The organism is Pseudomonas sp. Sample_16, assembly GCF_004307665.1.
Lineage (GTDB): Bacteria > Pseudomonadota > Gammaproteobacteria > Pseudomonadales > Pseudomonadaceae > Aquipseudomonas.
Genome location: NZ_RCOB01000030.1, coordinates 1 through 26,915, shown reverse-complemented (window position 1 = coordinate 26,915; position 26,915 = coordinate 1). Strand labels below are relative to the sequence as shown.

At 53.6% G+C, this 26,915-nt stretch carries 20 protein-coding genes and 1 pseudogene; 5 read left to right on the top strand and 16 right to left on the bottom strand.

The features are described from left to right. The 3 genes and pseudogenes from D8U69_RS04850 to kdpF all read right to left on the bottom strand — a co-directional run. Positions 1–464: pseudogene (locus tag D8U69_RS04850) on the bottom strand (potassium-transporting ATPase subunit B); the annotation flags it as partial. A 16-nt stretch (positions 465–480) separates the two neighbouring features. Then, a complete protein-coding gene (gene kdpA, locus D8U69_RS04845; RefSeq protein WP_130906807.1) occupies positions 481–2,175 on the bottom strand; it encodes a potassium-transporting ATPase subunit KdpA in 1,695 nt (564 codons plus the stop codon). An 8-nt stretch (positions 2,176–2,183) separates the two neighbouring features. Then, complete coding sequence (gene kdpF, locus D8U69_RS04840) at positions 2,184–2,273, bottom strand: K(+)-transporting ATPase subunit F (RefSeq protein ID WP_007899818.1); 90 nt, start codon at positions 2,271–2,273, stop codon at positions 2,184–2,186. A gap of 172 nt (positions 2,274–2,445) precedes the next feature. Between kdpF and rfbB the strand changes: the two genes are divergently transcribed. The 4 genes from rfbB to D8U69_RS04820 all read left to right on the top strand — a co-directional run bounded on the left by rfbB (position 2,446) and on the right by D8U69_RS04820 (position 5,715). Beyond that, positions 2,446–3,528 (top strand): dTDP-glucose 4,6-dehydratase, encoded by a 1,083-nt coding sequence (gene rfbB, locus D8U69_RS04835; RefSeq protein ID WP_130906808.1) that lies wholly within the window; start codon positions 2,446–2,448, stop codon positions 3,526–3,528. Continuing rightward, a complete protein-coding gene (gene rfbA, locus D8U69_RS04830; protein ID WP_130906806.1) occupies positions 3,525–4,400 on the top strand; it encodes a glucose-1-phosphate thymidylyltransferase RfbA in 876 nt (291 codons plus the stop codon). Before rfbB ends, rfbA begins: the two co-directional genes overlap by 4 nt. A gap of 58 nt (positions 4,401–4,458) precedes the next feature. Continuing rightward, the gene (gene rfbD / locus D8U69_RS04825) at positions 4,459–5,328 is read left to right on the top strand and encodes a dTDP-4-dehydrorhamnose reductase (protein WP_130906805.1); all 870 of its coding nucleotides are present in this window, start codon (positions 4,459–4,461) and stop codon (positions 5,326–5,328) included. 219 nt (positions 5,329–5,547) lie between these two features. Then, the gene (locus D8U69_RS04820) at positions 5,548–5,715 is read left to right on the top strand and encodes a DUF2897 family protein (protein WP_007931351.1); all 168 of its coding nucleotides are present in this window, start codon (positions 5,548–5,550) and stop codon (positions 5,713–5,715) included. A gap of 126 nt (positions 5,716–5,841) precedes the next feature. Here D8U69_RS04820 and D8U69_RS04815 read toward each other — a convergent pair whose 3' ends face one another. After that, positions 5,842–6,693 (bottom strand): DUF1989 domain-containing protein, encoded by an 852-nt coding sequence (locus tag D8U69_RS04815; protein WP_130904109.1) that lies wholly within the window; start codon positions 6,691–6,693, stop codon positions 5,842–5,844. Positions 6,694–6,867: 174 nt separating this feature from the next. On the opposite strand from D8U69_RS04815, the gene D8U69_RS04810 reads away from it, so the two are divergent. After that, positions 6,868–7,425, top strand: a complete 558-nt coding sequence (locus D8U69_RS04810; protein WP_056856430.1) for a TetR/AcrR family transcriptional regulator — start codon at positions 6,868–6,870, stop codon at positions 7,423–7,425. On the opposite strand, the gene fabF is transcribed toward D8U69_RS04810, so the two are convergent. The 12 genes from fabF to D8U69_RS04750 all read right to left on the bottom strand — a co-directional run. Beyond that, entirely contained in the window at positions 7,422–8,696 is a 1,275-nt protein-coding gene (gene fabF, locus D8U69_RS04805; RefSeq protein WP_130906804.1) for a beta-ketoacyl-ACP synthase II, read from the bottom strand. The genes D8U69_RS04810 and fabF overlap by 4 nt on opposite strands. Positions 8,697–8,728: 32 nt before the next feature. Continuing rightward, positions 8,729–9,523 carry an SDR family oxidoreductase gene (locus D8U69_RS04800; protein ID WP_130904112.1) on the bottom strand — a complete coding sequence of 265 codons (795 nt, stop codon included), beginning with the start codon at positions 9,521–9,523 and terminating at the stop codon, positions 8,729–8,731. 208 nt (positions 9,524–9,731) lie between these two features. Beyond that, on the bottom strand, positions 9,732–10,067 hold the full coding sequence (locus D8U69_RS04795) for a helix-hairpin-helix domain-containing protein (RefSeq protein WP_130906803.1): 336 nt from the start codon (positions 10,065–10,067) through the stop codon (positions 9,732–9,734). Between the two features lie 121 nt (positions 10,068–10,188). Then, the gene (locus D8U69_RS04790; RefSeq protein ID WP_130904114.1) at positions 10,189–11,373 is read right to left on the bottom strand and encodes a glycosyltransferase family 4 protein; all 1,185 of its coding nucleotides are present in this window, start codon (positions 11,371–11,373) and stop codon (positions 10,189–10,191) included. Further along, positions 11,373–12,605 carry a glycosyltransferase family 4 protein gene (locus tag D8U69_RS04785; protein ID WP_130904115.1) on the bottom strand — a complete coding sequence of 411 codons (1,233 nt, stop codon included), beginning with the start codon at positions 12,603–12,605 and terminating at the stop codon, positions 11,373–11,375. Before D8U69_RS04785 ends, D8U69_RS04790 begins: the two co-directional genes overlap by 1 nt. 13 nt (positions 12,606–12,618) lie before the next feature. Continuing rightward, positions 12,619–14,349, bottom strand: coding sequence for a hypothetical protein (locus tag D8U69_RS04780; RefSeq protein ID WP_130906802.1), 1,731 nt, complete (start codon positions 14,347–14,349; stop codon positions 12,619–12,621). A gap of 76 nt (positions 14,350–14,425) precedes the next feature. Continuing rightward, positions 14,426–14,809, bottom strand: a complete 384-nt coding sequence (locus D8U69_RS04775) for a hypothetical protein (RefSeq protein ID WP_130906801.1) — start codon at positions 14,807–14,809, stop codon at positions 14,426–14,428. A gap of 82 nt (positions 14,810–14,891) precedes the next feature. Beyond that, positions 14,892–17,006 carry a DUF6270 domain-containing protein gene (locus D8U69_RS04770; protein WP_130906800.1) on the bottom strand — a complete coding sequence of 705 codons (2,115 nt, stop codon included), beginning with the start codon at positions 17,004–17,006 and terminating at the stop codon, positions 14,892–14,894. Beyond that, complete coding sequence (locus D8U69_RS04765) at positions 17,003–22,162, bottom strand: methyltransferase domain-containing protein (RefSeq protein ID WP_130906799.1); 5,160 nt, start codon at positions 22,160–22,162, stop codon at positions 17,003–17,005. Before D8U69_RS04765 ends, D8U69_RS04770 begins: the two co-directional genes overlap by 4 nt. Before the next feature lie 14 nt (positions 22,163–22,176). Further along, a complete protein-coding gene (gene wecC / locus D8U69_RS04760; RefSeq protein ID WP_130904120.1) occupies positions 22,177–23,439 on the bottom strand; it encodes a UDP-N-acetyl-D-mannosamine dehydrogenase in 1,263 nt (420 codons plus the stop codon). Beyond that, complete coding sequence (gene wecB, locus D8U69_RS04755) at positions 23,436–24,590, bottom strand: UDP-N-acetylglucosamine 2-epimerase (non-hydrolyzing) (protein ID WP_130906798.1); 1,155 nt, start codon at positions 24,588–24,590, stop codon at positions 23,436–23,438. Before wecB ends, wecC begins: the two co-directional genes overlap by 4 nt. 723 nt (positions 24,591–25,313) lie before the next feature. Then, the coding region (locus D8U69_RS04750; protein ID WP_130906797.1) for a nucleoside-diphosphate sugar epimerase/dehydratase at positions 25,314–26,915 on the bottom strand (1,602 nt) is incomplete at its 5' end.

The window sequence follows — 26,915 nt, the reverse complement described above, 5'->3', positions numbered from 1 at the left end:
CCTTCGATCACCTCGCCGTCGCCGGGAATCATCTCCCCCGCTTCGACGCGCACCACATCGCCTTGGCGCAGGCTGGCGGCGGGCACCACCTGGAAGCTGCCATTGCTGGTTTTACGCCGGGCGCTCAAGCCTTCGCTGCCGGCCTTGAGGCTGTCGGCGCGAGCCTTGCCGCGACCTTCGGCCAGGGCCTCGGCAAAGTTGGCGAACAACACGGTGAACCACAGCCACACGGCAATTTGCGCAGCGACGAAGGTCGGCACCGCCGCGTCTGGAATGAAGCACAACACGGTGGTGAGGATCGCGGTCAGTTCGACCACCAACATCACTGGCGCACGTTGCAATTGCCGTGGGTCGAGCTTGACGAAGGCTTGCACCAGCGCCGGGCGCCAGAGGGCCGAGATCGCGGTTTTCGGTGCTTCGGCCGACTGGGTCGGTGATGCAGGTTTTGAAGCTGGAACATGCATATTCATGATGGATTCCTTAGAAGCCCATACTCAGGTGTTCAGCAATAGGCCCCAGTGCCAGGGTCGGCAGGAAGGTCAAACCACCCACCAGCAAAATGGTCACGGTCAACAGAGTCACGAACAGCGGGCCATGGGTCGGGAAACTGTTCTGGCCGATGGGTGCGGTTTTCTTCAGCGCCAGGCTGCCGGCCAATGCCAGCACCGGAAGGATGTAGCCGAAGCGACCGATCAACATGCCCAGGCCCAGGATCAGGTTGTGGAACGGGGTGTTGGCACCGAAGCCACCGAACGCCGAACCGTTGTTGGCACTGGCCGAGGTGTAGGCGTAGAGCAACTGACTGAAACCGTGGGCGCCGGGGTTGCTCACCGAGGCCACCGGACCTGGCAGGCTGGCGGCAATCGCGCCGAGCACCAGCACGCCGATCGGCATGACCATCAAGGTCACCACCAACAGCTGCACTTCCCTGGCTTGCAGTTTCTTGCCGAGGTATTCCGGGGTGCGACCAATCATCAGGCCGGCGAGGAACACCGCGATCAGCACGTTGAGCAACATGCCGTAGAGCCCGGCACCAACGCCGCCGAAGATCACTTCGCCGACCATCATGTTGACCAGCGCCACCATCCCGCTCAGCGGGTTGAGGCTGTCGTGCATGCCGTTGACCGAACCGTTCGATGCCGCGGTGGTGGTCACCGACCACAGCACGGTGGCGGTGGTGCCGAAGCGCGCTTCCTTGCCTTCCAGCGGCGCGGTCTGTTCGACGGCGACGTTGTTCAAGGTCGGGTTCGGTTGGTATTCCGCCCACATTGAAGTCGCGCCGCCGATCAGGAACAGCGCCAGCATGCAGGCGATGATCGCGCGGCTCTGACGCAGGTCCTTCACGTAATGCCCGAACGTGAACACCAGGGCGACCGGGATCAGAATGATCGAAGCCATCTCGAACAGGTTGCTCCACGCCGTCGGGTTCTCGAACGGATGCGCCGAGTTGACGCCGAAGAAGCCACCCCCGTTGGTGCCCAACTGCTTGATCGCAATCTGGCTGGCGGCCGGGCCGAGCGGGATCACTTGATCAACGCCCTGCATCGTCACCGCGTTCACGTATTGCGCGAAGGTTTGCGGCACGCCTTGCCACACCAGGTACAACGCCAGCAGCAGGCACAGCGGCAGCAAGCCGTAGAGCGTGGCGCGGGTCATGTCGACCCAGAAATTACCCAGCGATGCAGTGGACTTGCGACCGATGCCGCGGCACAGCGCAACCAGCACCGCCAGACCGGTGGCAGCACTCACGAAATTCTGCACGGTGAGGCCGACCATCTGGCTCAGGTAGCTCAGCGATGCTTCACCGCTGTAGGCCTGCCAGTTGGTGTTGGTCATGAAGCTGACGGCGGTGTTGAACGCCAGTGTCCACTCCTGGCCCGGCAGGTTCTGCGGGTTGAGTGGCAAGTGATCCTGAAACAGCAAAATCGCGAACAGCAGCAGGAAGCCCGCAAGGTTGAACGCCAGCAAGGCCAGGGTGTACTTCTGCCAGCTCTGCTCGGAATGCGGATCGACCCCGGCCAGGCGATAGCACCCGCGCTCCACCGGCCCGAGCACCGGCGTCAGCCACGTGCGCTGGCCTTCCATCACCTTGTAATAGAAGCGCCCCAGAAACGGCGCCGGAACCAATACCACCGCAAAAAACGCAAGGATCAGCCAATAGTCATAACTGTGCATAGCCGCTCCTAGTTCCGGTCCGCGCGCAACAGCGCAACCAACAGATAAATGAACAGCCCCACTGCCAACAGCAGTGACACTCCGTCCAGAACGCTCATGGAAGTTCTCCGTGTTACGGCGCATTGCCGCGTGTGGAGTCATTGTCGAGAGGGAGGGTGTAAAGGCGCGAGATCGAGGGTTAAGGCGGGGGATAAAGAATGTGTAAAGAGTGGGTTTATGCTGGGGTTACAATCGTATCTTGTCGACTTACCGAAAAAAGGCCTGGCCAACATGCGTATTCTCATCACTGGCGGCGCTGGCTTCATTGGTTCTGCCCTGGTTCGTCAGCTGATTCGACACACCGAACATGAAGTACTCAATCTGGACAAGCTGACCTACGCCGGCAATCTTGAATCGCTGACCAGCATTGCCAATGACACCCGCTACGAATTCGTCCACGCCGATATCAACGATCAAACGACCGTAAGCGCTGTGCTCGCACGTTTCCAGCCGCACGCGATCATGCACTTGGCAGCGGAGTCCCATGTTGATCGTTCTATCGACGGACCGTCCGCGTTCATACAAACGAACATCGTCGGCACTTACAGCCTGCTGGAAGCCGCCCGCGCTTATTGGCAAAGCCTCGCCGAGCCGCAAAGAAGTGCCTTCCGTTTCCATCACATTTCCACAGATGAGGTCTATGGCGACTTGCATGGCGTCGATGATCTGTTTACGGAAACGACACCCTACGCACCCAGCTCGCCCTACTCAGCCAGCAAAGCGGCGTCCGACCATCTGGTCCGCGCCTGGCATCGCACCTATGGCCTGCCGGTGTTGCTGTCCAACTGCTCGAACAATTACGGTCCTTTTCATTTCCCCGAAAAACTGATTCCACTGGTGATCCTCAATGCCTTGGCAGGCAAACCGCTGCCGGTGTACGGCAATGGCCAGCAAATTCGTGACTGGCTGTTCGTCGAAGATCATGCCCGGGCGCTGCTCAAAGTGGTGACTGCAGGCAAGGTCGGAGAGACTTACAACATCGGCGGGCACAACGAGCAAAAAAACATCGACGTGGTAAGCGGCATCTGCGCGCTGCTTGAAGAACTGGCTCCCCTGAAGCCTGAAGGCGTCGAGCATTACGCGGACCTGATTACCTTTGTGCAGGATCGTCCTGGCCACGATCTGCGCTACGCAATCGATGCCGGCAAAATCGAACGCGAGTTAGGCTGGGTGCCCGAAGAGACATTCGAAACCGGCCTGCGCAAAACCGTCCAATGGTATCTGGCTAATCTGCAGTGGTGCCGTCGTGTTCAGGATGGCAGCTATCAAGGCGAAAGGCTGGGCGCCATCAATCCACAGGAATTGCTCGCATGATGAAAGGCATCGTTTTGGCGGGCGGCTCGGGCACGCGCCTGCATCCGATTACGCTAGGCATATCCAAGCAGCTGTTGCCGGTTTATGACAAACCGATGATCTATTATCCGATTTCAGTGCTGATGCTGGCCGGCATCAGGGACATTCTTGTGATCTCTACTCCCCGGGATTTGCCTCAATACCGCAATCTGCATAGTGATGGCAGCCAATTGGGGGTCAACTTCAGCTATGCCGAGCAAGCGTCACCGGATGGCCTGGCCCAGGCATTTTTGATTGGCGAACAGTTCATCGGCGCAGATCCGGTGTGTCTGATCCTCGGCGACAACATCTTCCATGGCTCGTATTTTCACGAGCAGTTGCAAAAAGCGGCAAAACGCTCTTCTGGCGCCACCTTGTTCGGGTACCAGGTCAAAGACCCGGAGCGTTACGGCGTAATCGATTTCAACGACGAAGGCCATGCCCTGTCGATCGAAGAAAAGCCCAAACAACCGAAATCCAGCTACGCGGTCACCGGTCTGTATTTCTACGACAATGACGTGATCGAGATTGCCAAAGCGGTGAAACCTTCGGCTCGCGGCGAACTGGAAATCACAGACGTCAACAATGCCTATCTCAGGCGAGGCGATCTGCGCGTCGAGCGCTTGGGACGAGGCTTTGCGTGGCTCGATACCGGCACCCACGATAGCTTGCTTGAGGCTTCACAATATGTGCAGACCATTGAACATCGCCAGGGCCTGAAAATCGCCTGCCTTGAAGAGATCGCCTTCGACAATCACTGGATCAACCGTGAACAATTGCTGGAGCGTGCCGATTGCTTCGGCAAAACCGGCTATGGCCAATACCTCGCCAAGTTGGCAGAGAAAGAACAATGAACGGGGTTTATCGTGGAGTAAACGTCAGTACAAGCCCAGCAAAGGCTGACCTGTTGTCATGAAGTTTCTAATAAGCGGCCAACAGGGTCAGATCTCGCTTGAGTTACAGCGTCGACTGGGGGTTTTCGGCGAGTTGATCGTGCCAGGCCGCGATCAACTCGATCTGACCAAACCCGATCAAATTCGCCAAACGGTGCAGGATGTTCGGCCCGATCTGATCATCAATGCGGCGGCGTATACCTCGGTGGATCTGGCTGAAAACGAGCCGGAAACAGCCTATGCCATCAACGCGGTCGCCCCCGGTATCTTTGCCGAACAAGCGCTGGCGCTCGGTATCCCGCTGATTCACTACTCCACCGATTACGTATTCGACGGTACGAAAGTCGGCCCCTATGACGAAAACGACACGCCCAACCCGCTCGGGGTCTACGGCAAAAGCAAACTGGCGGGCGAACGGGCCATCACCGAGGTGCAATGCAAACACTTGATTCTGCGCAGCAGTTGGGTCTACTCGACCCATGGCCGCAACTTTTTGCTGACGATGCAACGCTTGCTGCAAGAGAAGGCAGAATTGGCAGTTGTCGCGGATCAGATTGGTGCGCCTACCTGGGCGGGGACAGTCGCCAATAGTACGCGGGCATTGATCGAACGCTGGCAATCGGGCGAACCCACTCCCTGGGGTACTTATCACCTGACTGCTCAGGGTAAAACATCCTGGTTCGGCTTCGCCGAGGCCATCGGTGAGGCGTTACGGCAGCAGGGAAAGCCGTGCGCGAACCTACTGCCTATCCCCTCCAGCGACTATCCAACCCCTGCCACCCGCCCAATCAACTCATGCCTGGATTGCAATCGCCTGCAACGGGACTGGGGTGTCAGCCAACCCGACTGGCAAACCGCGTTGCGCGAGTGTCTCGCCGAACAAAACTGAGCAAGAACCACGAACCGGCCGACCAGCATCGCAATCGGCTTACTTCATGCTGACGACGGATAATCTCGGGAGCCGCTGCACGCTGCTCCGACAAGGATGTGCGATGCCTACGCCACATCAGGCATAGAATGGAACCACTGCGAAAATGTATCGCTCAAAGTGTTATGCACGCCCGGTTGGCGAAACCTCGCCAACCAGCCTGCTTTCAAGGAGATTGCTATGCCCTGGTATGCCTGGTTGATTCTGGTGGTTGCCATCGGCTCGATCGTTGGCGGTTTGATGATGTTGCGTGACACCGCCAACAAGGTCGAGCTGACCGATGAACAACGTAAACGCGTGGCTGAACGCAACGCGGAAGCGGACGCCAAGGATGCGCAGGACCGCTAACAAACAACTGTGGCGAGGGAGCTTGCTCCCGCTGGGTCGCGCAGCGGCCCTTGAGGTCCCTCGCACATTTTTTTGCGCCCGCTGCGCGGTCGAGCGGGAGCAAGCTCCCTCGCCACGAAAGCGATTCTATTTTTCCCAATCGGCCTTGGCGATGTGCAAGCCATGCAAGCCTTTGTAGGCGGCACGCTCGGGCTGACTCCAGCCCTCCAGCAATGAATCCTCCAGGCGGTAAATTTCCACACCCAGCGGTCGGCAGACGCTCAATGGATCCTGCGCGTCCGGCCCCCACATCGCCAATGACAAATCCCCGCCCGGGCAAGTCGAGAGTGCGCACAGCAGATCGATTTCGGCAAAGAACTCCAGATAATCCCCCTTCTGCGCCGGACAGGCTTTCATGAAATACATGTCGTCGTGGTTCAGGCCCGTGCACTGGAAAATATTCAGCACATCATGCACATCGAATTCGGTCAGGCCGTGGGGCAATACCGCCCGGGTCAGGTTGGAGTGACAGTGATGATGGAAGTCTTCACCGGTGAGCATTTTGTTCACATAGGGATCACATCGAGTGCCGAGCAAATCATGCAGGCGACCGCCGTGTTCATCGATTCCATAGCCGGCCAGGCTGTCATCGGTGATGGTCACCAGCGGCCGCAGAAACGGCAGGTTCGACCACAGTCGGTCATGGGTGCTGACATGGGCGCCTTGCAGCTGTCGGGTACGTGACGCCCACAAACGTTCACGGGGATCGTGAGCGTTCCAGACGTTGAAATCGCCGACTTGCGGACCAACAGGCGTCGTGACCCTGAACACGTGTCCGGCCGGAACGTTCCAGGCGCGGCCAGTGCGAATCGGCACTTCGAAGGACTCAATCAGCGTGCGTGCATCCTTCGCATCGCGCACCCGTTCATAAAACGCCTTGTCCACCTGCAAAGCCGAGCCTTTGCTGACTTGATAGGCCGCCGGATAGTCTTTGTACATGCCATTCCCCTCGATCAGTGACGTTACGCTGCAGTCAGCGTAATCACTATTCGTGCCAGTTCTTCAACGCGTTCGAACCAAGATCAACGCATCTGCATGCTTTTTAGAAGTAGAAGTACAGTCACCATGTAATTTTCATTGGTTAATATGGCGACCTTGATGTGGAGATATCAGATGCGTTACTCGCATGACCATAAAGCCCAGACCCACCAACGCATCATCAAAGAAGCTTCGGAACGCTTTCGCCGCGACGGTATCGGCGCCACTGGCCTGCAACCGCTAATGAAGGCGCTGGGCCTGACTCACGGAGGCTTTTATTCGCACTTCAAGTCCAAGGACGAACTGGTGGAAAAGGCGCTGCAAGAAGCGGGCAAGCAAGTGGATGGGTTATGTGCCCAGATATTTGCCGAGGATCGCCCGCTGGAGGTGTTCATCAATACCTATTTGTCCGAATGGCATCAGACGTCACCCCATGAAGGCTGCCCGCTGCTGACCATGTCGTCGGAACTCGGCCTGCGCGGGCAACCGAGCCCCACTTCCGACGTGGTGCTCAATGCGCGACTTGAGCAGATACAGAACACGCTTGCCGGTGAAAACACGGTAGAGCGCAGCATCGTCATCATGTCGACACTGGTGGGTGCTTTGTTGCTATCGCGCAGTGTCGAGAATCCCGAGCTGGCCCAGCAGATTCTCGACGTCACGCGGACCCACTTGAACCAGTCCGAGACCTAACCGTTCCAGCGTTTGAACAACACGCTGGCATTCACGCCACCAAAGCCAAAGCCATTGGACAATGCGTACTCGATGATCATCGGCCGGGCTTGACCGTGAACAATGTCCACGCCCTGGGTAGCAGGGTCCGGGTTATCGAAATTCAGCGTCGCCGGTACAACCTGATCCCTGATCGCCAGCAATGTGAAGATCGCTTCAATCCCCCCCGCCGCACCGAGCAAATGCCCGGTTGCCGATTTGGTTGATGTCACCGCGATCTTGTTATCCGCGCCAAACAACGACTTGATCGCCGCCAACTCTCCGAGGTCGCCAACTGGCGTTGAGGTCGCGTGGGCATTCAGGTGCTGAACCTGCTCCGGCGAAATACCGGCCTGAGCCAATGCCAACGACATCGCACGACGCGCTCCGCTGCCATCTTCGGGGCCTGCAGTCAGGTGATAGGCATCGGCACTGGTGCCGTACCCGACCAACTCAGCCAGTGGCTTGGCGCCCCGGGCCAAGGCGTGTTCCAGCGACTCGATCACCAACAAACCCGAGCCCTCGCCCATGACAAAGCCATCGCGCCCACTGTCGAACGGCCGCGAAGCACGCTCCGGGGTGTCGTTGTAGCCACTGGACAGAGCGCGAGCCGCTGCAAATCCGGCAAGACTGACCCGGTCGATCGCGGCCTCGGCGCCGCCACACACGGCGATATCCGCCTCACCGGTACGAATCAATCGCGCCGCATCACCAATCGCCTGAACCCCGGCCGCACACGCCGTCACCGGTGCACCCAGCGGACCTTTGAAGCCGTGTTGAATCGACACATGCCCCGCCGCCAGATTGACCAGAAACGACGGAATGGTGAACGGCGACAAACGTCGCGGGCCACGACTGTCGGTGGTACGCACCGCATCGGCAATCGCGCCGAAACCACCTACGCCAGAACCGATAATGGTCGCGGTACGCTCCTGGGCGACGGCCGTCTGCGCTTGCCACCCGGCCTGTTCCAACGCCTGCCGCGCCGCTTCCATGGCAAACAGGATAAAGCGGTCCATCTTCTTCTGTTCTTTGGGCGGCGTCGCCAGATCCGGGTCGAACCCCGCTTCAGCATCGTCCGCCACAGTGGGCACCGAGCCGCCGACCTTCGCCGGCAGATCCGCAACCACCTCTTCCGGCAAGTTGCGCAACCCGGAACGCCCGGCCAACAGGCGAGACCATACCGCTTCAACCCCGCTACCCAACGGAGAAACCAGCCCCATCCCCGTAACAACCACTCGACGATTACTCATACCGCAAATACCTCATGCCGATTGATGGCGCTTCACTTGTAACGTGCAGCAGCCTGGCTTTTGGAAAGGTTCGGAGCCATGACCAGTCGTGCCGCGACAAAGGCATTCCACTCAGCGGCATCCGGCAACGAAGGAATAGTGACCAGCTCGCCCTGGTCCAGGCCCGACAACGACGCGTCGACCATTTCACCCGCTTCCATGACCATCTCTGCCGGAATCTGGGTCGCATCGATACCGGAGCGTTCCCAGATTTCGGTACGCGTCACACCCGGCAGCACGGCCTGGACCTTGACCCCGGTGCCATCAAGCTCGGCGTTCAAGGATTGAGTAAGGCTCAGCACATAAGCCTTGCTGGCACTGTAGGTCGCATTGAAACGCTCTGGGAACAGCGCCACCACCGATGCAATGTTGATAATGGTCCCGCGACCGGCCTTGGCAAAACTCGCCGCCGCCGCCGATGCCAAGCGAGTGACTGCTGTAACGTTCAGTTGAATCATTCGCTCCAACTGATCGGTGTCGGCATTGGCCAACAACCCATCCGCTGCCACGCCGGCATTGTTCAGCAACAAGCTGATGCTGGAGTCGCTGCGCAGACGCTGCTCAAGCTTGAGCACGTCATCCTTTTGCGTCAGATCCGCTTTCAGCACTTCCACCTGCACGCCAAATTCAGCACGCAACGCGTTCGCCGCTTCATCCAGCCGTTGCTGATCACGAGCGACCAACAACAAATCAAAACCACGCGCCGCCAGACGCTGCGCGTAGACCGCGCCGATGCCGGAAGAAGCGCCAGTGACGAGGGCCGTGCCTTGGGATTGAGTAGAGGTCATGACTATGCTCCAGGGAAATGCTTGAAGGGAAAGCCAAGCGCCTGAGGCTCAGGACGCTTCGACAGAAATCGCATTAATTATAGGCATAATTTAAATGGCATATGATAGCCATAATTTAAACGACGCCGACAAAAGGCAAAACCTCGCAGCATGCGCCAGAAAGAAAAGGGGCCGATCAATGACCGGCCCCTGGCGCTGACTTACAAGCTTAGTTCACCTCAAGCTTCTCGCGATTTTTATCCAGAATGGCTTTGCCGATTCCCTTCACCTCGAGCAACTCATCAATGGACGCGAAAGGCCCATTTGTTTCCCGATACGCAACAATCGCCTTGGCCTTGGCTTCTCCCACACCCGCCAACTCACGCTGCAAAGTCGGGGCATCGGCGGCATTGAGGTCGATCTTGACTGACTGCGTCGAAGAGGAAACCTCTTGCATCAACGGAGCGTTACTCGCTTGCGACTCCACGGCCGGCGCAGCAATAGTGGCGACAGAGGCGCTGGTGAGAAGGGCAAAAACCAGAGAAGAGAAATAGCCGGTACGCATAAATGAAGCTCCATGACATCGATTGGGAAAGCAGCTTTTCCGAAGCTGCCTTCCAAACTTAGGCGATGTATGGAGCGTGTCAAAAATGTGTTCGTTACGGAATGTGAAACAATGACGAGAATTAGCTATCGACTGTGCTCAAGACATCCATCGCCATACGCTTCTGGATTGATACCCGCGAATATTCATTCATGAATGCTTCGCGTATCACTGGTTCAAGACTCAGTTCAAATAATGCCTCTATCGCCCCTTCGACATCGCAGGGTTCAAAGACTGAAGCATTGGATATCTTGGTGTGAGTGAACCTGGCAGAGTATCCCGCCAATCCCGCAAGAATTGGCTTGCCCGTCGCGGCATACTCAAAAAGCTTTGAGGGAATGACCCGGCGAAATGACTTGAATGAGTTCAGGTGCAAAAACAGAACGTCGGCCTCCTGATAAAACTTGAGCAGGTCTTTGCGCTGAACAGGCGCGATAACCTCGACATTGGTAACGTCGCTGTTTTTCAGCGCTAATTGAAGGCGCTCCAATAAGCCACCAGCACCAATTACGCTGAAATGTGCCACACCCTCCAGCCGTTTGGCCAAAGCCGGAAGGATGAGATGAAGCCCCTGCCCTGCGCCGATATTGCCGGCGTATACGACCTTCAGTATTTTTCCGCTGTATGAATCGCCGTGTTTTCGTGGCAGTTTTTTGAAGAACAGTTCATCGACGCCGTTGGTATGGATCGAAAAACTATGCCTGGGGTAATGAGCCGAGAAGTAGCTCAGAAAACCAGGCGATATGAGATTGACCCGGGCAGCCTGGCCGATCGTCAAACGTTCGATTCTAGAGAATATCCAGGTTGCTATTTTTCCAAGCCGGCTAGGGAATAGTTCCGGCAAGGTGTCCACAAAAATATCGCGTATATCCAAGTAAAGCGGGGTCTTGGTAAGGAATCCGACGCAAGCCGCCAACGTTGCTGTCATCAGCCGCGAAGACGAAGCCACCACCAAATCGTAATCCTTTCCTTTTATTGCCTTGCTTACGCCCCGCGCATAAGACGCGAAAGCCCGGGCTTGGTCCAGAAGCCCGCTTTTATGAACAGGCAAAGCAATGCGCCGAATCGTCAGACGCGGACACTCTTGAAACTCTGCTGCAGCTGCGCCGAAAGAGTGATAACGATTAGGCTGCGTAGTGACGACGTCTACCCGTACGTTGGCGCAGGGCTCAGCCAGCAATGCCTTTACCAATGCTTCAACCCGAAACGAGCCAGCGGCGAGATCCGGAGGATAATAGAAGCTCAGAATAAGCACGCGAATGGTCATTATCGAGTAACTACCCTGGCCGATTCAGCGGGCAGAACCCGATTATAAAGATCAATCAGCAATGCCTGCTGGTCTTCCCAGTTCAAACTCATCGAAGCACTCCTGGCGTTATTCGCCAACCTCAAGCGAAGATTTGAATCGCGCACCAGCACCTTCAACGCATCCGCCAACATTTGATCGTCGCCTTCTCGAACCAGCAAACCAACGTCATGAGCACGAACAATTCGACGGATCTCCGGAAAATCGGTCGCGACTACGGGTAATCCGGCGATCAGATACTCGAACAGTTTATTGGAGTCCGTCGTGAAATGATTCAGGCAGGTATTTTCGATTGGCTGGACACCAATATCCGCCGAGGCCGTGTAGTCGGGCAGATCTGCCAATGAAACGGTTGGGATGAAATGCACCCGATCAGTCAGCGCCAGTTCCTGACTCAGCGATATCAAGGGCTGCGTCAGACGCCCACCGCCGATGAATACAAAGTAAGCTTCAGGCACTCGTGCAACGAGCCTCACCAGCCGTTCCAATCCGCGACCTTGTTGCAAACCTCCTTGATAAAGAATGATTGGCCACGTTTCGGTCAGACCCAGTTGTTCGCGAATACGTTGTGAAGACTGGGTGAATGTCAATCGTGGTCGATTCTGCAGTACCACCGGGCGAGATATCCCATATGCACGGGAAAAAAACTTCGCTCGCGCGTCGGTCGTCGTGATCGTCCCCTGAACCCGTGGCATCAGCAACTTCTCTACCACACCGACCAACCGCCGAAAGCTGTCGTATCCCTCACGGCTGGTACTGATTTCGTGAGCGTCGTAGATCACCCTGGCACCGCTGATCTTGGCCGCAAACCAGGCAGTGGGCAACGTATTTACATCATGTGCGTGGACCACATCAGCACGGTGCATGGCAATGCGGGCAGCCAGTACGCCGTGAGTCCACATGCGTGCGGCGATGCGTAGCACTTGCCTCGCGGGGCTTAAACGGCCGATAGATGCGTTACCGCCCACCTGCCCGGAACTTGTCTTGGCTTTGCGCAGTTTCCAGAACGGACTACGGGCAACACGCGAAACCTTTATTCCACCCTCCAGAATTTCGTGCTCCAGCGTTACACCGGGAGTATGCAAGGCGAATACCGTGACATCATACCCAGCCCCCTGAAGTGTTTGCGCTTCTTTGAGCACACGGGCGTCGTTACGAAATTCGTTCCAGACGATCATTGCAATGCGCGACATGGGCGAATTCCTTTTACAGGGCGTCAGTAGTTTCAAGCGATTCATAATATTCAAGAAGATCAGGCAAAAGCGCGAAGGCGTCTTCATAGTTACCGCGTGAACACAGACGCTCAAACGCGTAAGCCAAGGCTGAAACCATAATTGCAGCACTCTGAACGTCTTTTAAACTTTCGCGAGAGGCTCGAGCGCTTTCAATGGCCAGTAAAAATTTAGGTCTGTCAATAATAAGCCAGTTCGCACCAACCGGCTCAATTTTCCAATTTGGCCAATGACTTACGAATGCCTCTGCGGTTTCAGACAAAATTAACGTGTTGGGGCTGACATCCGCACAAACCAACTGCCTTGGGAGCCCTTCAAGAAGCGAAATTATTCCAGCATAACGATGCTGAAACTCTTGCAGGACTGCGGAATTCTCCCTTGAAACGACTAACGATAAATTGGAAATCAATTCATTTGTCAGGCGTTGCTCAAGGTAAAGATGCGAACGCCCGAACTGTTGAACTAATGTCTCAACGGGTTCAAGGGACATTAATTTTTGCGCTATAGAAACCAGGCCGGGCCCCTGTTCCCGTAGTGTGACCTTGCGTACTTTGTCAAATTCGAACACATGGCAACTATATCCACGCACATTCCTTGAGCCTAAAAATTGAGGAACTGGAATCAGCGGCTCGGATTGCAAGAGTAAACTTTCACGCATCGCGAGAAACTCTGCAGGCGCGTCGTATAATTTAAACAGAAAGGTTTTCTGGTTTCCATTTTCACTCGTAAAACACGATTCAAATGAATATATGTTGGGTTGACCGATTTGACTCCACGTACTGGATAGATACTTTTTGTACGGGGACGATAGATCCTCCATCACTGCAGTCATCCATTCCTCCCTGAAATCTTCATTTAGAAGGGACTTTATTTCAGCCGTATAAGCTGAATCCGTGACCACGAGCGGCTTGTCGTGAAAAAACATTGCGTTGATCTGCCGATATTGCAACCGCAGCGAAGTGACATCCTGAATCATGGTGGCCAATCTTGATAGGCCTTGACGTACAAGCAATAGAGCAATGAGCGCTGGGAAAATTTTCGGCGGTGTAAAGAAAAGATAGTCTGCCACCATGCAAAAAAAAGTCACCAGAAAACCAACAGACGACAAGGTATTCAATACTTCAACATGGCTCTGTTGAATAAGCCGTCTTATCTTTGGAAAACGATCATATAGCGCTACCGTGGTCGCGCCAACGACGACGCAATAAACCAACAAGACTGATATAAGTAAAGGGTAGATAAAAACCAGGATTGATACAGCAATGAATACGAACGTGCCTGCGGCCAGCCCACGCGTATATTTGGAATAAACTTGTGTCGCTATTTTTCGCTGGTTGTCGAACAACTTCAATTTAGCGCTGTTTTTTAAAAGCTGATCCGCCCCTTTTCGGGAAAAATAGGCGATGATGAAATTCGACACAATATAAAGGCAGTAACATATAACCGCGAGCAAGCTGAACGCTATAATAAGATGCGTCTTCTTCAAGCTCTGCAGGTACATGGGAAAGTAATGTGGCACTTTTTCAGCGCCCAAAAGTATCAGAACCTTCAATGGCAAAAAAAAGGTGAGTAGCAGTAATACTTGCGAGAAAAAATGCGCCGCCTGAAGAGTCAAACTTGTAAATGGAACAACCTTTAAGAATTTCCCACCCAGCGAAAAGCACCACCCCATAGTCACTCTTATGAGATCCAGTAGACCAGTCATCACTTATAACCTATCAGGGTTGAAACACGCCGCATAATATTTCCACATTTCGCCAGGTAAGAAATTATTGGAAACTCTAAATTTCCCAATAAATGGAAACATGGGCCCCGGAGGTTACTGATCCTTTGGGCTGAGTATAAATACTGCCTACTACCGGGCGATCCTGCTTATAGTAGTGAACCTTATACATTCCGTCCGAGCTATTAATTACTTTTCGACGATACCCAAGACGTTTGAACTCCTTCGAAATCGCTTCCTCAGCTTCTTTCGGACTATCATCGACCAAGACATTATTAACTTTTAGCGTTCCTTCACTGCTGGACTTGCTGTATTCCTTAACCAACGCACCTTTGACGCTCAGTTTTGCGCCATCATCCAGCAACACTTGAACTGATTTGCCGTCTTGATCACATGCAGCGAGCATAAAGGCCGCCGCCAAAACCACAATTTTATGCTTCATACTATTATCTCAGAAAGTTAATACAGACACAGTTTTATCGAATTAATATCACAGTTGTCACATCTTACCAGCTATGCTCCCCTTACGACTTAAGGCCTATATCACCAAGCTGGCCAGCCAGCGCAACGAGTTGCCTTATATAACTTGCACTCTGGCTTTGCTCTGAGCCAAAACAATAACTATCAAATTTTTCAGCCGATGAAAGCTCGATGATCCGTTCCAGTGAAATCTTTCGCCAATAATCGGAAGACTGCCAGTGCTTCATTGTAAAACTAACCAAGTACAACGCAACACTTTGCGTCAACAGGCTCAGTAAACATGCGAAAGTATCTTCATGTTTTGAGAAGTACGTAATATCACTGCTCAGAAACCGAGCATGCTCGAAGATGCAGTGATGCAGCCTTATCATGAAGCGTCTATCAAACTTGTGACTGACTCCACAATTCCACAGCATTAAAAGGGATAGAAGCCGCTCACCTGCGACCTGGCTCTGCCAGATAATATGATCTTTTTCAGACCGTTGTTTGAAGCTGTGATTAAGCCAGTCATTTACAAACTCTCGTGCCGACATAACGGCCGAAAAATCATTGGTATCTATTGCGTGCAACATCAATATGGTTGCATGGTGAAACGAGTGCCAGGAAACAAGATGCTTCTGAGAACCAACGTTTTCTGGCAAACGCGTCATGGGTGACCAGGGTAAAGAAACTCCTTCATCCAGAAGGCATGTACCCTTATCAAAGAAGCTTTTTGTTTGTAGCGTAGCGTGTGGAAACCTTGCAGATAAGTACTCGTACAATCTTTCACCAAGCGCAGGCAGCGTTGATAATAAAGGCGAGTATTCGCGTTCGCAGCCTTGCTTTTGCAAATACTCTAAAGCTGAAAATGGCTTCTCACTCCAAACCGAAATACTTTCTACTTTAAGAGCTGCGCCGTTTGGAGAAGGTGCACCTCTCAGGTAGATTCTAATTTCAGATATGCAGCCACTTTGCAAATTGCCAGACTTATTGTGAATTTCAAACAACACATCAGAATGTGCAAATGTAAAACACACCCAGCGTTCGGTTTTGGGGTTAAAGCTTGTGACACCAATAAACTTTGGGCCTTCGCCATATCCTAGCGATACGGAGCCAAGTGAATCCCATCCTGACAGTTTCATTCTAACGCTGAGACCATTTGCAGATAAAGGTTCAGGCAATGCAAAGCGAATTTGATAATTAGATTCCGGACCTGAAAAGGTAAATTTCATCCCATCTTCTATTCGAGTTGATGACGCATTACCTTTGAATCGTTTTTGGTCAAACGGAATCGTGCCTACGAAAGAGGCGCTATTGCTGAACAAAACTGCAGTATCCAGTTCCCGATCCGGATGTATAGCACCGGCGGCCTTCAAGCCTGACCTAAGCATCGAACCTTTATTCGGAAGATAACTCGACAACTTATCCAACAAAAACAAATAAAAATCATCAACATAGTGAAAGGGACTCAATCCCCACCGATGTTCTTCATTGCCATATACCAATTCTACTGGAGGTTGTAGAAATTGATTTGGTGCCAAATCACGCCCCATCCGCTCATAAAGGCGCAATAGGAACATATTCGATTCGCGAATATACGCGGGATTGAAAGCCGAACCGAAATCCCTACCGCTTTTTGTTTTGGCGCTCCATAGAGTACGATTCACAACAACCTTCGAGAGATTACCAGCCGCGCTCATTAGGCTAACAAATCGTTCCCATCCCGTTTCCCAAAGAGCAAAATACTCTTCAGACCCCGAAAGTATCAATCTGCCAGGTTCATTTTCCTCATCGAATCCTGCACTTCGCAACTCGTTTGAAACCGTGAAAATGCCCCCGCTACCAGCGGAGAAGACATTAAATCTTTCATCAATCAGGTCGATGAGGAAGATATCAAATCTTAACTCATCGATCTTATCCAACAGCGTTTTTTCGAGATCCGCCTTGATGATCGCCGCTTGGAATTTCGAGCTCAGGTTAGCGCTATACACATCAACAGTAGGCGGTAAAGTAAAGGCGCTGGCAAACGAGCTGCGAGCATAGTAGGCCGTTAAATCAAATGCGTGATTCACGTCGTAGTTGAGGATATCCCTACTTACGCAACTCCCAAAAATGACGATTCTCACAACGCCCTTTGTTGCAACCTCGTCTTCCTCGCCGGTGAAAGTTCCTTCAATCACTGGTCACACTCATTGATAACGCTCAACTCGCGACCAACGGTTTTAAGAATAGACGTCTGGTTCTCAACGCGGGCGCGAGCAGCTTTAGACATCGTTGTAAATAGTTGAGGTTGTTCGACAATCTGCGCAATACCGGCAGCCATCGCCAGGTGGTCCTCTCCCGGAGCCAGGACGCCGCAATTTTCATCCATGAATTCCGGGATAGCTGCGATAGCGTTGGTCACAGGGATCAGGCCCGACGACATGGCTTCGTCTCGAGAAACGCCCTGAGTATCCATGCGGCTGGGGCATAGGAACAAGCCGTAATCCTTATGGAGCTTTGCAATATCGGATTGCTTTAGATAGCCGCGTTCGATTCTTACGTTTCGATATTGTTTGAGCGGAGCAAGGGTTTCTTCAAATAGCGGTCCATCGCCTACCATCAGGAACTCCAGTTCGTTAAACCAGGGCTTGAGGGCTAGAGATTGAATGGCTTTGACGCTGAGGTCATTTGCGTAAGTGTGCGAGGCATACGGCCTTATCGACAAAATTTTCTTGCGCTGCTCAGACGATTTTTCCTGATAGGAAAAGAGCTCAGTGTTGATTGGATTATGAATAATTTCGTATTGGTTTGCGGGCAGGCGGAATCCCAGATCTTCCATCACCTCTTCAGCGAAGTAATGAGAAACGAATACCAACTTGAGGTTGAGCGGCATCGGTTGCAGCAGATTACGCCAGAAGCCCAGGCGTTTTTCGCTTTCGAGCTTGGCGAGTTGCAATTGGTCTTCGGTGCTGTAGTTGTATTCACGACGCCACCACGGCTGGATTTCAGCGCCGTGAACCCATACGACCACCTTCGTGGTATGGAGGTGCTGACTCAGGACATGCCACATTTCAGCGTCGAGGAAATGCACCAGAACGGACTTGTATTGGCCCTTTTCCAGCATCTTTGCCAAGGTCGACTGTGAACCTGTCACCACGTTGACGTTTTCAAACTCGTGGTAGCTGACCGATTCATTCTTGCGCAGACGGAACACGTCGACGTCGAGCCCGTGCTGCTGGTAAGCGCGGACGCGGGTGTGAACGAAACCATTTCGATACAGATCGTCGTATGAGGGATAGTGATTAGTGACTAGCAAGTGATCAGCTTTCGCCAACATATCTGAAGGCTGAAGATCACGGTGTCCCAGTACGAGCGCCTTGATTTCAGCCTGACCACTGGCGTAAACGCGCACACCCAGGCGGATAAAGTCCGCTTCAGGTGGAATATCGGAAGTATGGTTGCGATTCGCGTGCTGCATGACGTGGCTGATGCGCTGCTTTTGCGCATCGAGAAACAGCACCACCAATTGCACGTTCAGACCGGGTGTAACGTCGAGGTAGAGCTTGAGCTGCTGGTCCTGCACGAATTGAGCGATACTCAGGTCCTGCTGCGCATAAACGTATTCGTGCTTGCCATCCGCAAGATCCGAAGCGAAATGCCAAGCGTCAAAATCTACGTTCGCCTGCAATAACTTGCTGCGAACCGGCCCAAACATTTCGGCGAGACCGCGGCCAGTGATTTCGGGTGCGATATGCTCCTCGATTATCGGCTCGATAGCTTCGGCACGCGCCTGCAGTTCCTGGATGCTAAGACCAGTATCCAGTTTGAGGTCGTCAACGACGTCGCCAAGATTGGCATCACAGAGGCCCGCCGCATTTCTGCAATAATTGAAAGGGTCGATGCCAAGAGTCTGTTCGTGACAATATCGACGTTCGGACAAGGACAGAGCCCATTCACTCAGCAACTCATCAGCCTGCAAATAGGTGCTGATAATGGAGCTTCGGGCCGCCGCTTCAGCCGCTAAACGATACTGTTGATCATTATTCTTAAGCTGTATTGCGCCGGCTACGTTCTCATAAAACGTGCATTTGCCGATCACTTTGGCTTGGCTATAACGGGTCGCAAGCACAAGGTCCAACAGGTAGTTGGGACCGTAGTAGTCTTGGGAAACCATACCTGCCAGCAACGGCGCATCGCCTACGATCTCTTCCAGGCGCATTTTCCCAGCGTCTTCCAACGTCAACAGCGACAGACGCGAATCATTCACTTCGCCGATGTCAGCCAGCGAGTCGCGCACGACAATAGTCATCCGAAGATTGGCGTGGCTTTGGCGCTGTAAATGTCCGACCAATGCTGTGAGCTCAGCCTTATTGGCAGCAATGGCGACCACGCAGACTTCGGGCAATGCATCAGACGGAGCCTTGTTCAACACTTTGGTCATCACATAAGCCAGGCGCTGAGCATAGGTGTGCTCTTGCATGACTTTCCGCAAGGCCGCCAATCGTAGTTTGCTGCTGTTAATCTCATCGCCAGCCAAGGTCTCGAGACGGCGCACCATCTCGACCCCGTCGTCCGTGGTCACAACGAGGTCACCGAACAACAAGCGCACACCGCGAGAGAAGTTGCTCACGGTAATGGTGTTACAGCCGAGCAATTCAAATACGCGACGGGCAAACATTGTTTGCGATTGTTTTATTGAATTGAGGTTGATCGCGTAGCGATAGCCTTTGTAGGCGGTATCGATCTGATCAAAGCTCAGAGTGCCGACGATGTAGGGTTGGTATTCGGCAGGGAACTGGTAGTTGGCATCGTCCTTGCCAAAATTTCGGTCGAATATTTCCAGCGGCCGGAATTTCGGTAGCGCCTGAACGAAGTTACCCAGGTCACGGGTGCGCTCGGGGTAGCGAGCGTAGTAAGCACCTGCGAAGCAAAACGCATCTTTGCGCTCGTATAACTCGATCGGGTTATGCACCGCCGGCTGGCAAGCGAACGGCAGCAAGTAAACACGCTCGTGGCCCAAGGCGCCTTTGTAGCGGTGAATACAATCGATGTCGGTGGTGAATACGAAATCGAACTGTTTTGCAGTGGTCAAGAATGTTTCGAAGTGGACCGGGTCTTCCTTGTTCCAGAAAACGCTAGGAACGTTACGCTCCGCACACCATGCCAGGATGCTCTGCAGCTCTTGGGCGTTATGACCGATCTTGCTGCCCCACAAATCATCCTTGCCACGCCAGGCCGACTCGATAAACAACAGGTCGGGCTGGAACTCGACAAGTTCGGATTGCCAGTTCTCAGGCGTGAGCTGCAGGAGGTTGCATTCATACCGGTACGAGCCATAAGTGAACTCGTCCATGACACAGGCAACTTTCAAGTTGCTTCTGGACGGGTCGGCCTGATTAATCAATGTGCTACGGATTCGTTCAGATTTCTCAACGACCGCAGGTGGCGAATGGGGCTGCGCGGATACCTGAAGCAGCGCGACAGGCTCTGCCAATGCGTTGTCGACGCCAATGCGTTTCTGGGCAGTTTGTTTGCGTTGCTTGGCAGCCTTGCGATACAGATTGAACAGCGCAGTCGGCAGGCGCACTAGGCCACTCAAGGAACTGGCGTTGGATTTGATCTGATAGCCCAACTGGTAGGTCATGCTGGACCGTGTCTTGATCAAGCGTTGTTCAGCCAGGTGGCGCTGAGTGTTCGCGCGTTCAAGATTTTCGTTGAGCTCGTCGATTTTTCTTTGCTGTGCAGCGGTCTTTTCCAGCAATTCGTTGAAGTTTTGTTTCAGATGCGGGATCTGCTTGCCCGTGACCTCTCGATACTTCTGATTGGCCGTTTCCAGCCAGCCTTTGGAGGCACTCAATTCACGCTCAAGTTGCTCGCGAATGTCCTGCCACTGCGCCTGGGTCGTGCACAGCAACTGCTCGGCAGCCTGGTGGCTCGCTTTCTCGTGAAACAGTTGTTCTGACAGTAACTCGCGTTCCTGCGCAGCCTGCTGCTGCAGATCGTTGACCTGAACTTCCAACGTTTGACGGGCAGCCCGCTCATTATCAAGTTGCCCAAGAGTTTCCTGGCACTGCTCCTGGACGGTGCTCAACAACCGTTCGGTAGCCTGATGACTTGTTTTCTCCCGCAGCAGTTGTTCTGCCAACAACCCGCATTCTTGTTCAAACTGAGACTGCGCTGCATTGAATTGGATTTCCAGCGCCTGCCTGGCAGCGCGCGCTTCATCAAGCTGAGCGCTGACCATCAAAGATTGATCAGCCCTCGCCTGTTGGTCTTGTTCAAGTTGAGCCAACAGCGCGCACTTTTCCTGTTCCAGGCTGGCGAGCATGATTTCATGTTGATGCTTGAGCGCTTCGGCCTGCCGCTCACTCTCGCGCATTCCAGCGTTCAGAACATTGAGCTCGTTGATTTGCAACTTCAACGTGTGGATCTGCTCTGTTGCTGCCCGGTATTTCGTGTTGGCCTCGTCAAGGCGCTGCTTGGCGTCACCCAGTTCCACCACAGTTTTCTCATGCACGACCAAGGCTTTTTTCAGCTCGGCGACTTTCTGCACTTCGGGTTTAAGCAAAGCAATTTGTTCGGTGGCGGCGCGGTACTTATTGTTGGCCTCCTCCAGGCGCTGTCTGGCACCCGACAGGCTGGTGTTCAAGTTTCGCTCTACCGATTCAAACGCTTTCTCCAGCCCCTGGATCTGTTCGATGTTCAGATTCAAGTCCGATACAACACCCCCCTCTTCGCCTTTCTGCGCCACCATCCCAAGCCATTTGCCCAGCACTTTGACTTCGAGGACGCGCAAATGCTTGCTCAACATCCGGTATGGAGCGAGCAAATAGAATGTGTGTTTGTGATCGATGAAATCATTGACGCCAAATGGAACGGTAATAACCAGCCGGCCACCGGGTTTGAGAAGCGACGCCGCTTTCTCAACGAACATTTCAGGGCGCACCAGATGCTCCAGCACTTCACTGATCACAATGGTGTCTGGTTCGGTGGCGGTGATATCCAGTGACAGAAAGTCAGCATTCACGTAAGTGATCTTCTGCTGGACGTGAGTCGGCTCGGCTTGCAGATAGTCCTGCGCCTCCGCAATAGCCTGCGGGCTGGTATCGACACCTGTCACCGAGCAACCTTCGCGAGCCAGCAAAAGCGGGACTATGCCCTGCGAACACCCGACATCAAGAACTTGCTTGCCTGATACCTGGGCACATATCCAATGGATACGCGCCTGGGTTTCTCGCATGAAATGCTCACCCAGCTTTCCGTAGTAAGCCTCCATGACCCGGTCATGAATGTCGGCCAGAGGCGCCGGAGCATCCGTTTGCGGAGCCAGTTCGACCAGCTGAGTGTTACTCATCATCAATTCTCTTTTCAGGCTGCGAATACGCCGGCGGCATCAATTACAACGGCGCTATCACGCAATATGGCGATCTTTTTGAATTCACGATGCTTAACCAGCAAGACGTGAATATGAGAGCTGTCAGTGGCGTATTCGGTATCAACGAGTTGGTGTTGGGCGAGATCGGAAGGCAGCTTCTCGATATTCGGCTCGACCAACAACAACTCGACACCCAACTCCTCACCCAACTGGCGAGCGATATGCAATGAGGGGCTTTCACGCAAATCGTCGATATCGGGTTTGAAGGCCAAACCGTAACAGGCGACCCGAACTTGACGAGCGGAGAGATCGGGGTGCTTCAACAAAAAATCAGCCAACGCCAGCTTCACTTGCTGGATGACCCACTGCGGCTTGCTATCGTTGACTTCACGTGCGGACCGAATCAGGCGTGCCAGGTCAGGCGTACGGCTGACAATGAACCACGGATCTACCGCGATGCAGTGACCACCAACGCCCGGACCAGGTTGCAGGATGTTCACTCGGGGATGGTGATTGGCGAGGCGAATGAGCTCCCAAGTGTTGATATCAAGCTTTTCGCAGATCATCGACAGTTCATTTGCAAACGCAATGTTGACGTCGCGAAAACTGTTTTCGGTCAGCTTGCACATCTCGGCAGTGCGGGTATCGGTGATGATGCATTCACCCTCGACAAAACAGCTGTATAGCCGCACCGCGGCGGCCGAGCACTTGGGTGTCATGCCACCGATGATTCGATCGTTCTCGACCAGCTCTCGCAAGACGTGCCCAGGTAGGACTCGTTCAGGGCAGTGCGCGATTCGGATATCGGAGTCTTCGCCATGGGTGCTTGGAAATGTGAGATCAGGGCGAGCCTCAGCTAACCAGGCCTCCATCTGTTCAGTCGCGCCAACCGGAGATGTGGATTCTAGAATGACCAAGTCATTTTTTTTCAACACTGATGCAATGGATTTGCTCGCCGCCTCAATATAAGTGAGATCCGGTTCGTGCTGTTCTTTGAATGGAGTAGGTACTGCAATCAGAAATGCATCAGCAGGAGCAGGCGTCATCGAGGCACGCAGATAGCCTTCGGTCACAGCTGCATGAACAACCATGTCCAACTCAGGCTCAACGATGTGAATCTCTCCCCGATTGATGGCATCCACCGCTGTTGGGTTGACGTCGACACCAATTACTTTTTTGCGTCGGGAAGCGAAAACGGCGGCGGTAGGTAATCCGATGTAACCGAGGCCAATAACTGAAACCGTTTCAAAACTCATGCTGCCGCCTCAATAGATGCATTCTTCCAGCTCACCAATGCCTCACTAATGTTGGCGCAGGCTGTTCCATCCCCGTAAGGGTTATGGGCATAACTCATTGCTTTATATATGTCCTCGTCAGTCAGCAGCTCACTCAGATGATTAACGATGGATTCGACTTCAGTACCGACCAGTTTGACTGTGCCAGCCTCGACAGCTTCCGGACGCTCAGTAGTGTCCCGCATCACCAGCACAGGTTTACCGAGCGCAGGTGCCTCTTCCTGGATGCCCCCGGAATCGGTGAGGATGATGTGAGAGCGGGTCATCAGATAAACAAATGGAAGATAATCCTGCGGTTCAATCAAGTGCACATTGCTCACACCAGACAGCATGCGCTGGACAGGCTCACGTACGTTGGGATTTAGGTGAACGGGATAGACGAACTCGACCTGTGGGAATCTCTCGGCGGTCTCTAGTAGTGCATAGCATATGCGCTCGAAACCTCCACCGAAGTTCTCCCGGCGGTGCCCGGTCACAAGAACCATTCGATTGCCCTCGGGCAGGAATGAAAACTTGTCCTTGAACTGGGAGAGCAGAATGGATTCAGGCGCGTTCAGTTTCTTCACCACTTCCAGCAGCGCATCCACGACGGTATTCCCGGTTACATGAATAGCCTTGCAAGCAATGCCTTCACTGATCAGGTTCTGCCGCGACGTAGGCGTAGGCGCGAAGTGCAACGTAGCAAGACTGCCCGTAAGTCGGCGGTTGCCTTCTTCGGGCCATGGTGAGTACAGATTATTGGTGCGCAAACCCGCTTCGACGTGTGCGATCGGAATTTGTTGGTAATACGCCGCAAGAGTCGCGGCGAATGTTGTTGCGGTATCTCCATGAACCAGAATTACATCCGGTTTGAAGTCCTCGAAAACAGGCTTTAGCCCCTGGATAATGGCCGACGTCACATCTGTCAAGTCCTGACCAGGCTTCATGATGTTTAAGTCGTATTCGGGTACCAGCTCGAACAAATTGAGGACCTGGTCTAGCATCTCCCGATGCTGGGCAGTCACACAGACTCTCGAATCGAACCGATTATCTTCAGAGAGCCGCAGCAATAGCGGCGCCATCTTGATAGCTTCGGGGCGGGTTCCAAAAATCGACAAAGTCTTGATCGTCACAAAATCCACTACCTCTACAAATACGACGTTGACCTAGTTTGGGTCGCTCACGTGGCGCAATCATCAAATCCAAGGAATGGCGATGCACGGAGCCAACAGAGGTGGCCAGAAATGAACAAGGGTCATATAAGAGTAGAGGCGGGGGGGTTCACGCATGGCATTCCATCGCCGACTATCCACATTCCGTGCAAAGCTAGTGCAGAGAAGATGAAAAAACATTCATCTTCTATCGCAGGGCGCGCAGAATACTATAAGGATGGCTGATTGACACCCTGAATTGGCGGTTTTGTAACAGCGTTTTCTTGAAAAGGTTCAAAAAAAACTGAATTTTTTTGATGACTTTAGGCCAGCCAGTAAAGCTGGTTGACTGTGGGACATAACAGAAAGTCATGTAGGAGGCGTCCCACGGGCGCTAGTGTCTCTCCAAACGCTTTCAGCTTTGCAACGCTGACGCCTATCAAGGAGTGAAAAAACTGTTCTATCGCATGCCCGGAGTTCTATTTCTAAATGTAAAAACCTTCAAAAAATAATCTGAAACGTGTGTGGCTGGGCGACTGAACGGATGACGCTGGCGTGTCGGCAAGAGTGTCGCAGCCTACATCCACACTTCAACGGAGCTTGCGACGGGGTCACTCGAGCGACATCGTTTGAGGAAGCAGCTTTCCGAAGCAGCCTCCTAAACTTGGTAGCGCTAAAGTTTCGCCTTCACTGGAGATGTAGCAGTCATGTCTCGAGACGGCGCTGCTGATAGATCCAGTCAACGATATCGCCGTCGGGGGTGTAGCCACTGACGGTCGCACGCAACAACTGGCGCACCAGAACGTAATCATCCCGCTCGACCGCATTCAACAGTTCCGCCAAACGCACTTTCAAAAGATCCCATGGAAGATGATCCTCACTGGCGCTCATAATCATCGGGTGTTGAGTTGCTGACACGTTATCGCCAATCAATAGCTCCTCATACAGCTTCTCGCCGGGACGCAAGCCAGTGAATTCGATCGAAATGTCGCCTTGCAGGTTCTTTTCGGAGCGCACGCTCAAACCGGACAGGTGAATCATCTTCTCCGCCAGTTCAACGATCTTCACCGGCTCGCCCATGTCGAGCACAAACACATCACCGCCCTGCCCCATGGATCCGGCCTGAATCACCAACTGCGCCGCTTCGGGAATGGTCATGAAATAACGGGTTATTTTCGGGTGAGTCACCGTCAACGGCCCGCCGGACCTGATTTGGCTGTGGAACAACGGAATCACAGAACCGGAAGATCCCAGCACATTACCGAACCGAACCATCGTGAAGCGCGTCTTGTTGACCCGCGACACATTGGCCTTGTCACCAAACAACACCGGCGCAATTTCGCGACTCAAGGCCTGGAGCGTCAACTCAGCCAGGCGCTTGGTGCTGCCCATCACATTCGTCGGGCGAACCGCCTTGTCGGTCGAGATCAATACAAAGTTGGAAACGCCTGCCTGCAAAGCAGCTTGGGCAGTGTTGAGCGTACCCATCACATTGTTGAGCACCCCTTCTGCGATGTTGTGCTCGACCATCGGAACATGCTTGTAAGCCGCGGCATGATAGACCGTGTCCACGCCCCAGGTCTTCATGACATCCAGCAGTTTATGGGGATGCCGGATAGAGCCGAGAATCGGCAATAGCTGAACGGGCGCCGACTCTCGACAACCGCGCTGCTCCAGTTCCGACAAGATGCTGTAGAGGTTGAATTCACTGTGATCAAACAGCAAAAGAGTTGTGGGACGCAGGTTAAAAATCTGTCTACACAGTTCTGCACCGATCGACCCACCAGCACCAGTCACCATGACTGTCTTGCCTTTGATACATCGCTCCAGCAAATCCGGCTGCGCCGGCACCGAATCGCGCCCGAGCAAGTCGGCAATATCAACTTCCTGGATGTCGTCGACCTTCACCCGGCCACTGGCCAGATCGGTAAAATTGGGAACGCTTCGAATGTGCAGCGGAAAACGCTCAAGGAACGTCAGGATTTCCCTACGCCGTGCACGGGTCGAGGAAGGCAGTGCCAGAAGAATTTCCTTGGCGCCCGACTCATCAATCATCTGCTGAATGTGCTTGGGCTTGTAGACCTGAAGGCCGGCAATCACGCGATCCGCGATGCTTGGATCATCATCGATAAACGCTACAGGGCGCATGACGCGCCCCATGCGCAGCGCGGCAACGAGCTGGTTACCGGCCACACCGGCGCCGTAAATGGCAACTTTGGTGAGGCCGTCGTCGCGGTTGGTGAAGGGTATGTGCTGGGCACCGGCGAACCAGTCCCCCATAAAATAATGCCGCATGCACAGGCGAAG

Excerpts from the sequence above, each read along its gene's own strand:
- kdpA (WP_130906807.1), bottom strand. The coding sequence starts at position 2,175 with ATGCACAGTTATGACTATTGGCTGATCCTTGCGTTTTTTGCGGTGGTA.
- kdpF (WP_007899818.1), bottom strand. The coding sequence starts at position 2,273 with ATGAGCGTTCTGGACGGAGTGTCACTGCTGTTGGCAGTGGGGCTGTTC.
- rfbB (WP_130906808.1), top strand. The coding sequence starts at position 2,446 with ATGCGTATTCTCATCACTGGCGGCGCTGGCTTCATTGGTTCTGCCCTG.
- rfbA (WP_130906806.1), top strand. The coding sequence starts at position 3,525 with ATGATGAAAGGCATCGTTTTGGCGGGCGGCTCGGGCACGCGCCTGCAT.
- rfbD (WP_130906805.1), top strand. The coding sequence starts at position 4,459 with ATGAAGTTTCTAATAAGCGGCCAACAGGGTCAGATCTCGCTTGAGTTA.
- D8U69_RS04820 (WP_007931351.1), top strand. The coding sequence starts at position 5,548 with ATGCCCTGGTATGCCTGGTTGATTCTGGTGGTTGCCATCGGCTCGATC.
- D8U69_RS04815 (WP_130904109.1), bottom strand. The coding sequence starts at position 6,693 with ATGTACAAAGACTATCCGGCGGCCTATCAAGTCAGCAAAGGCTCGGCT.
- D8U69_RS04810 (WP_056856430.1), top strand. The coding sequence starts at position 6,868 with ATGCGTTACTCGCATGACCATAAAGCCCAGACCCACCAACGCATCATC.
- fabF (WP_130906804.1), bottom strand. The coding sequence starts at position 8,696 with ATGAGTAATCGTCGAGTGGTTGTTACGGGGATGGGGCTGGTTTCTCCG.
- D8U69_RS04800 (WP_130904112.1), bottom strand. The coding sequence starts at position 9,523 with ATGACCTCTACTCAATCCCAAGGCACGGCCCTCGTCACTGGCGCTTCT.
- D8U69_RS04795 (WP_130906803.1), bottom strand. The coding sequence starts at position 10,067 with ATGCGTACCGGCTATTTCTCTTCTCTGGTTTTTGCCCTTCTCACCAGC.
- D8U69_RS04790 (WP_130904114.1), bottom strand. The coding sequence starts at position 11,373 with ATGACCATTCGCGTGCTTATTCTGAGCTTCTATTATCCTCCGGATCTC.
- D8U69_RS04785 (WP_130904115.1), bottom strand. The coding sequence starts at position 12,605 with ATGTCGCGCATTGCAATGATCGTCTGGAACGAATTTCGTAACGACGCC.
- D8U69_RS04780 (WP_130906802.1), bottom strand. The coding sequence starts at position 14,349 with ATGACTGGTCTACTGGATCTCATAAGAGTGACTATGGGGTGGTGCTTT.
- D8U69_RS04775 (WP_130906801.1), bottom strand. The coding sequence starts at position 14,809 with ATGAAGCATAAAATTGTGGTTTTGGCGGCGGCCTTTATGCTCGCTGCA.
- D8U69_RS04765 (WP_130906799.1), bottom strand. The coding sequence starts at position 22,162 with ATGAGTAACACTCAGCTGGTCGAACTGGCTCCGCAAACGGATGCTCCG.
- wecC (WP_130904120.1), bottom strand. The coding sequence starts at position 23,439 with ATGAGTTTTGAAACGGTTTCAGTTATTGGCCTCGGTTACATCGGATTA.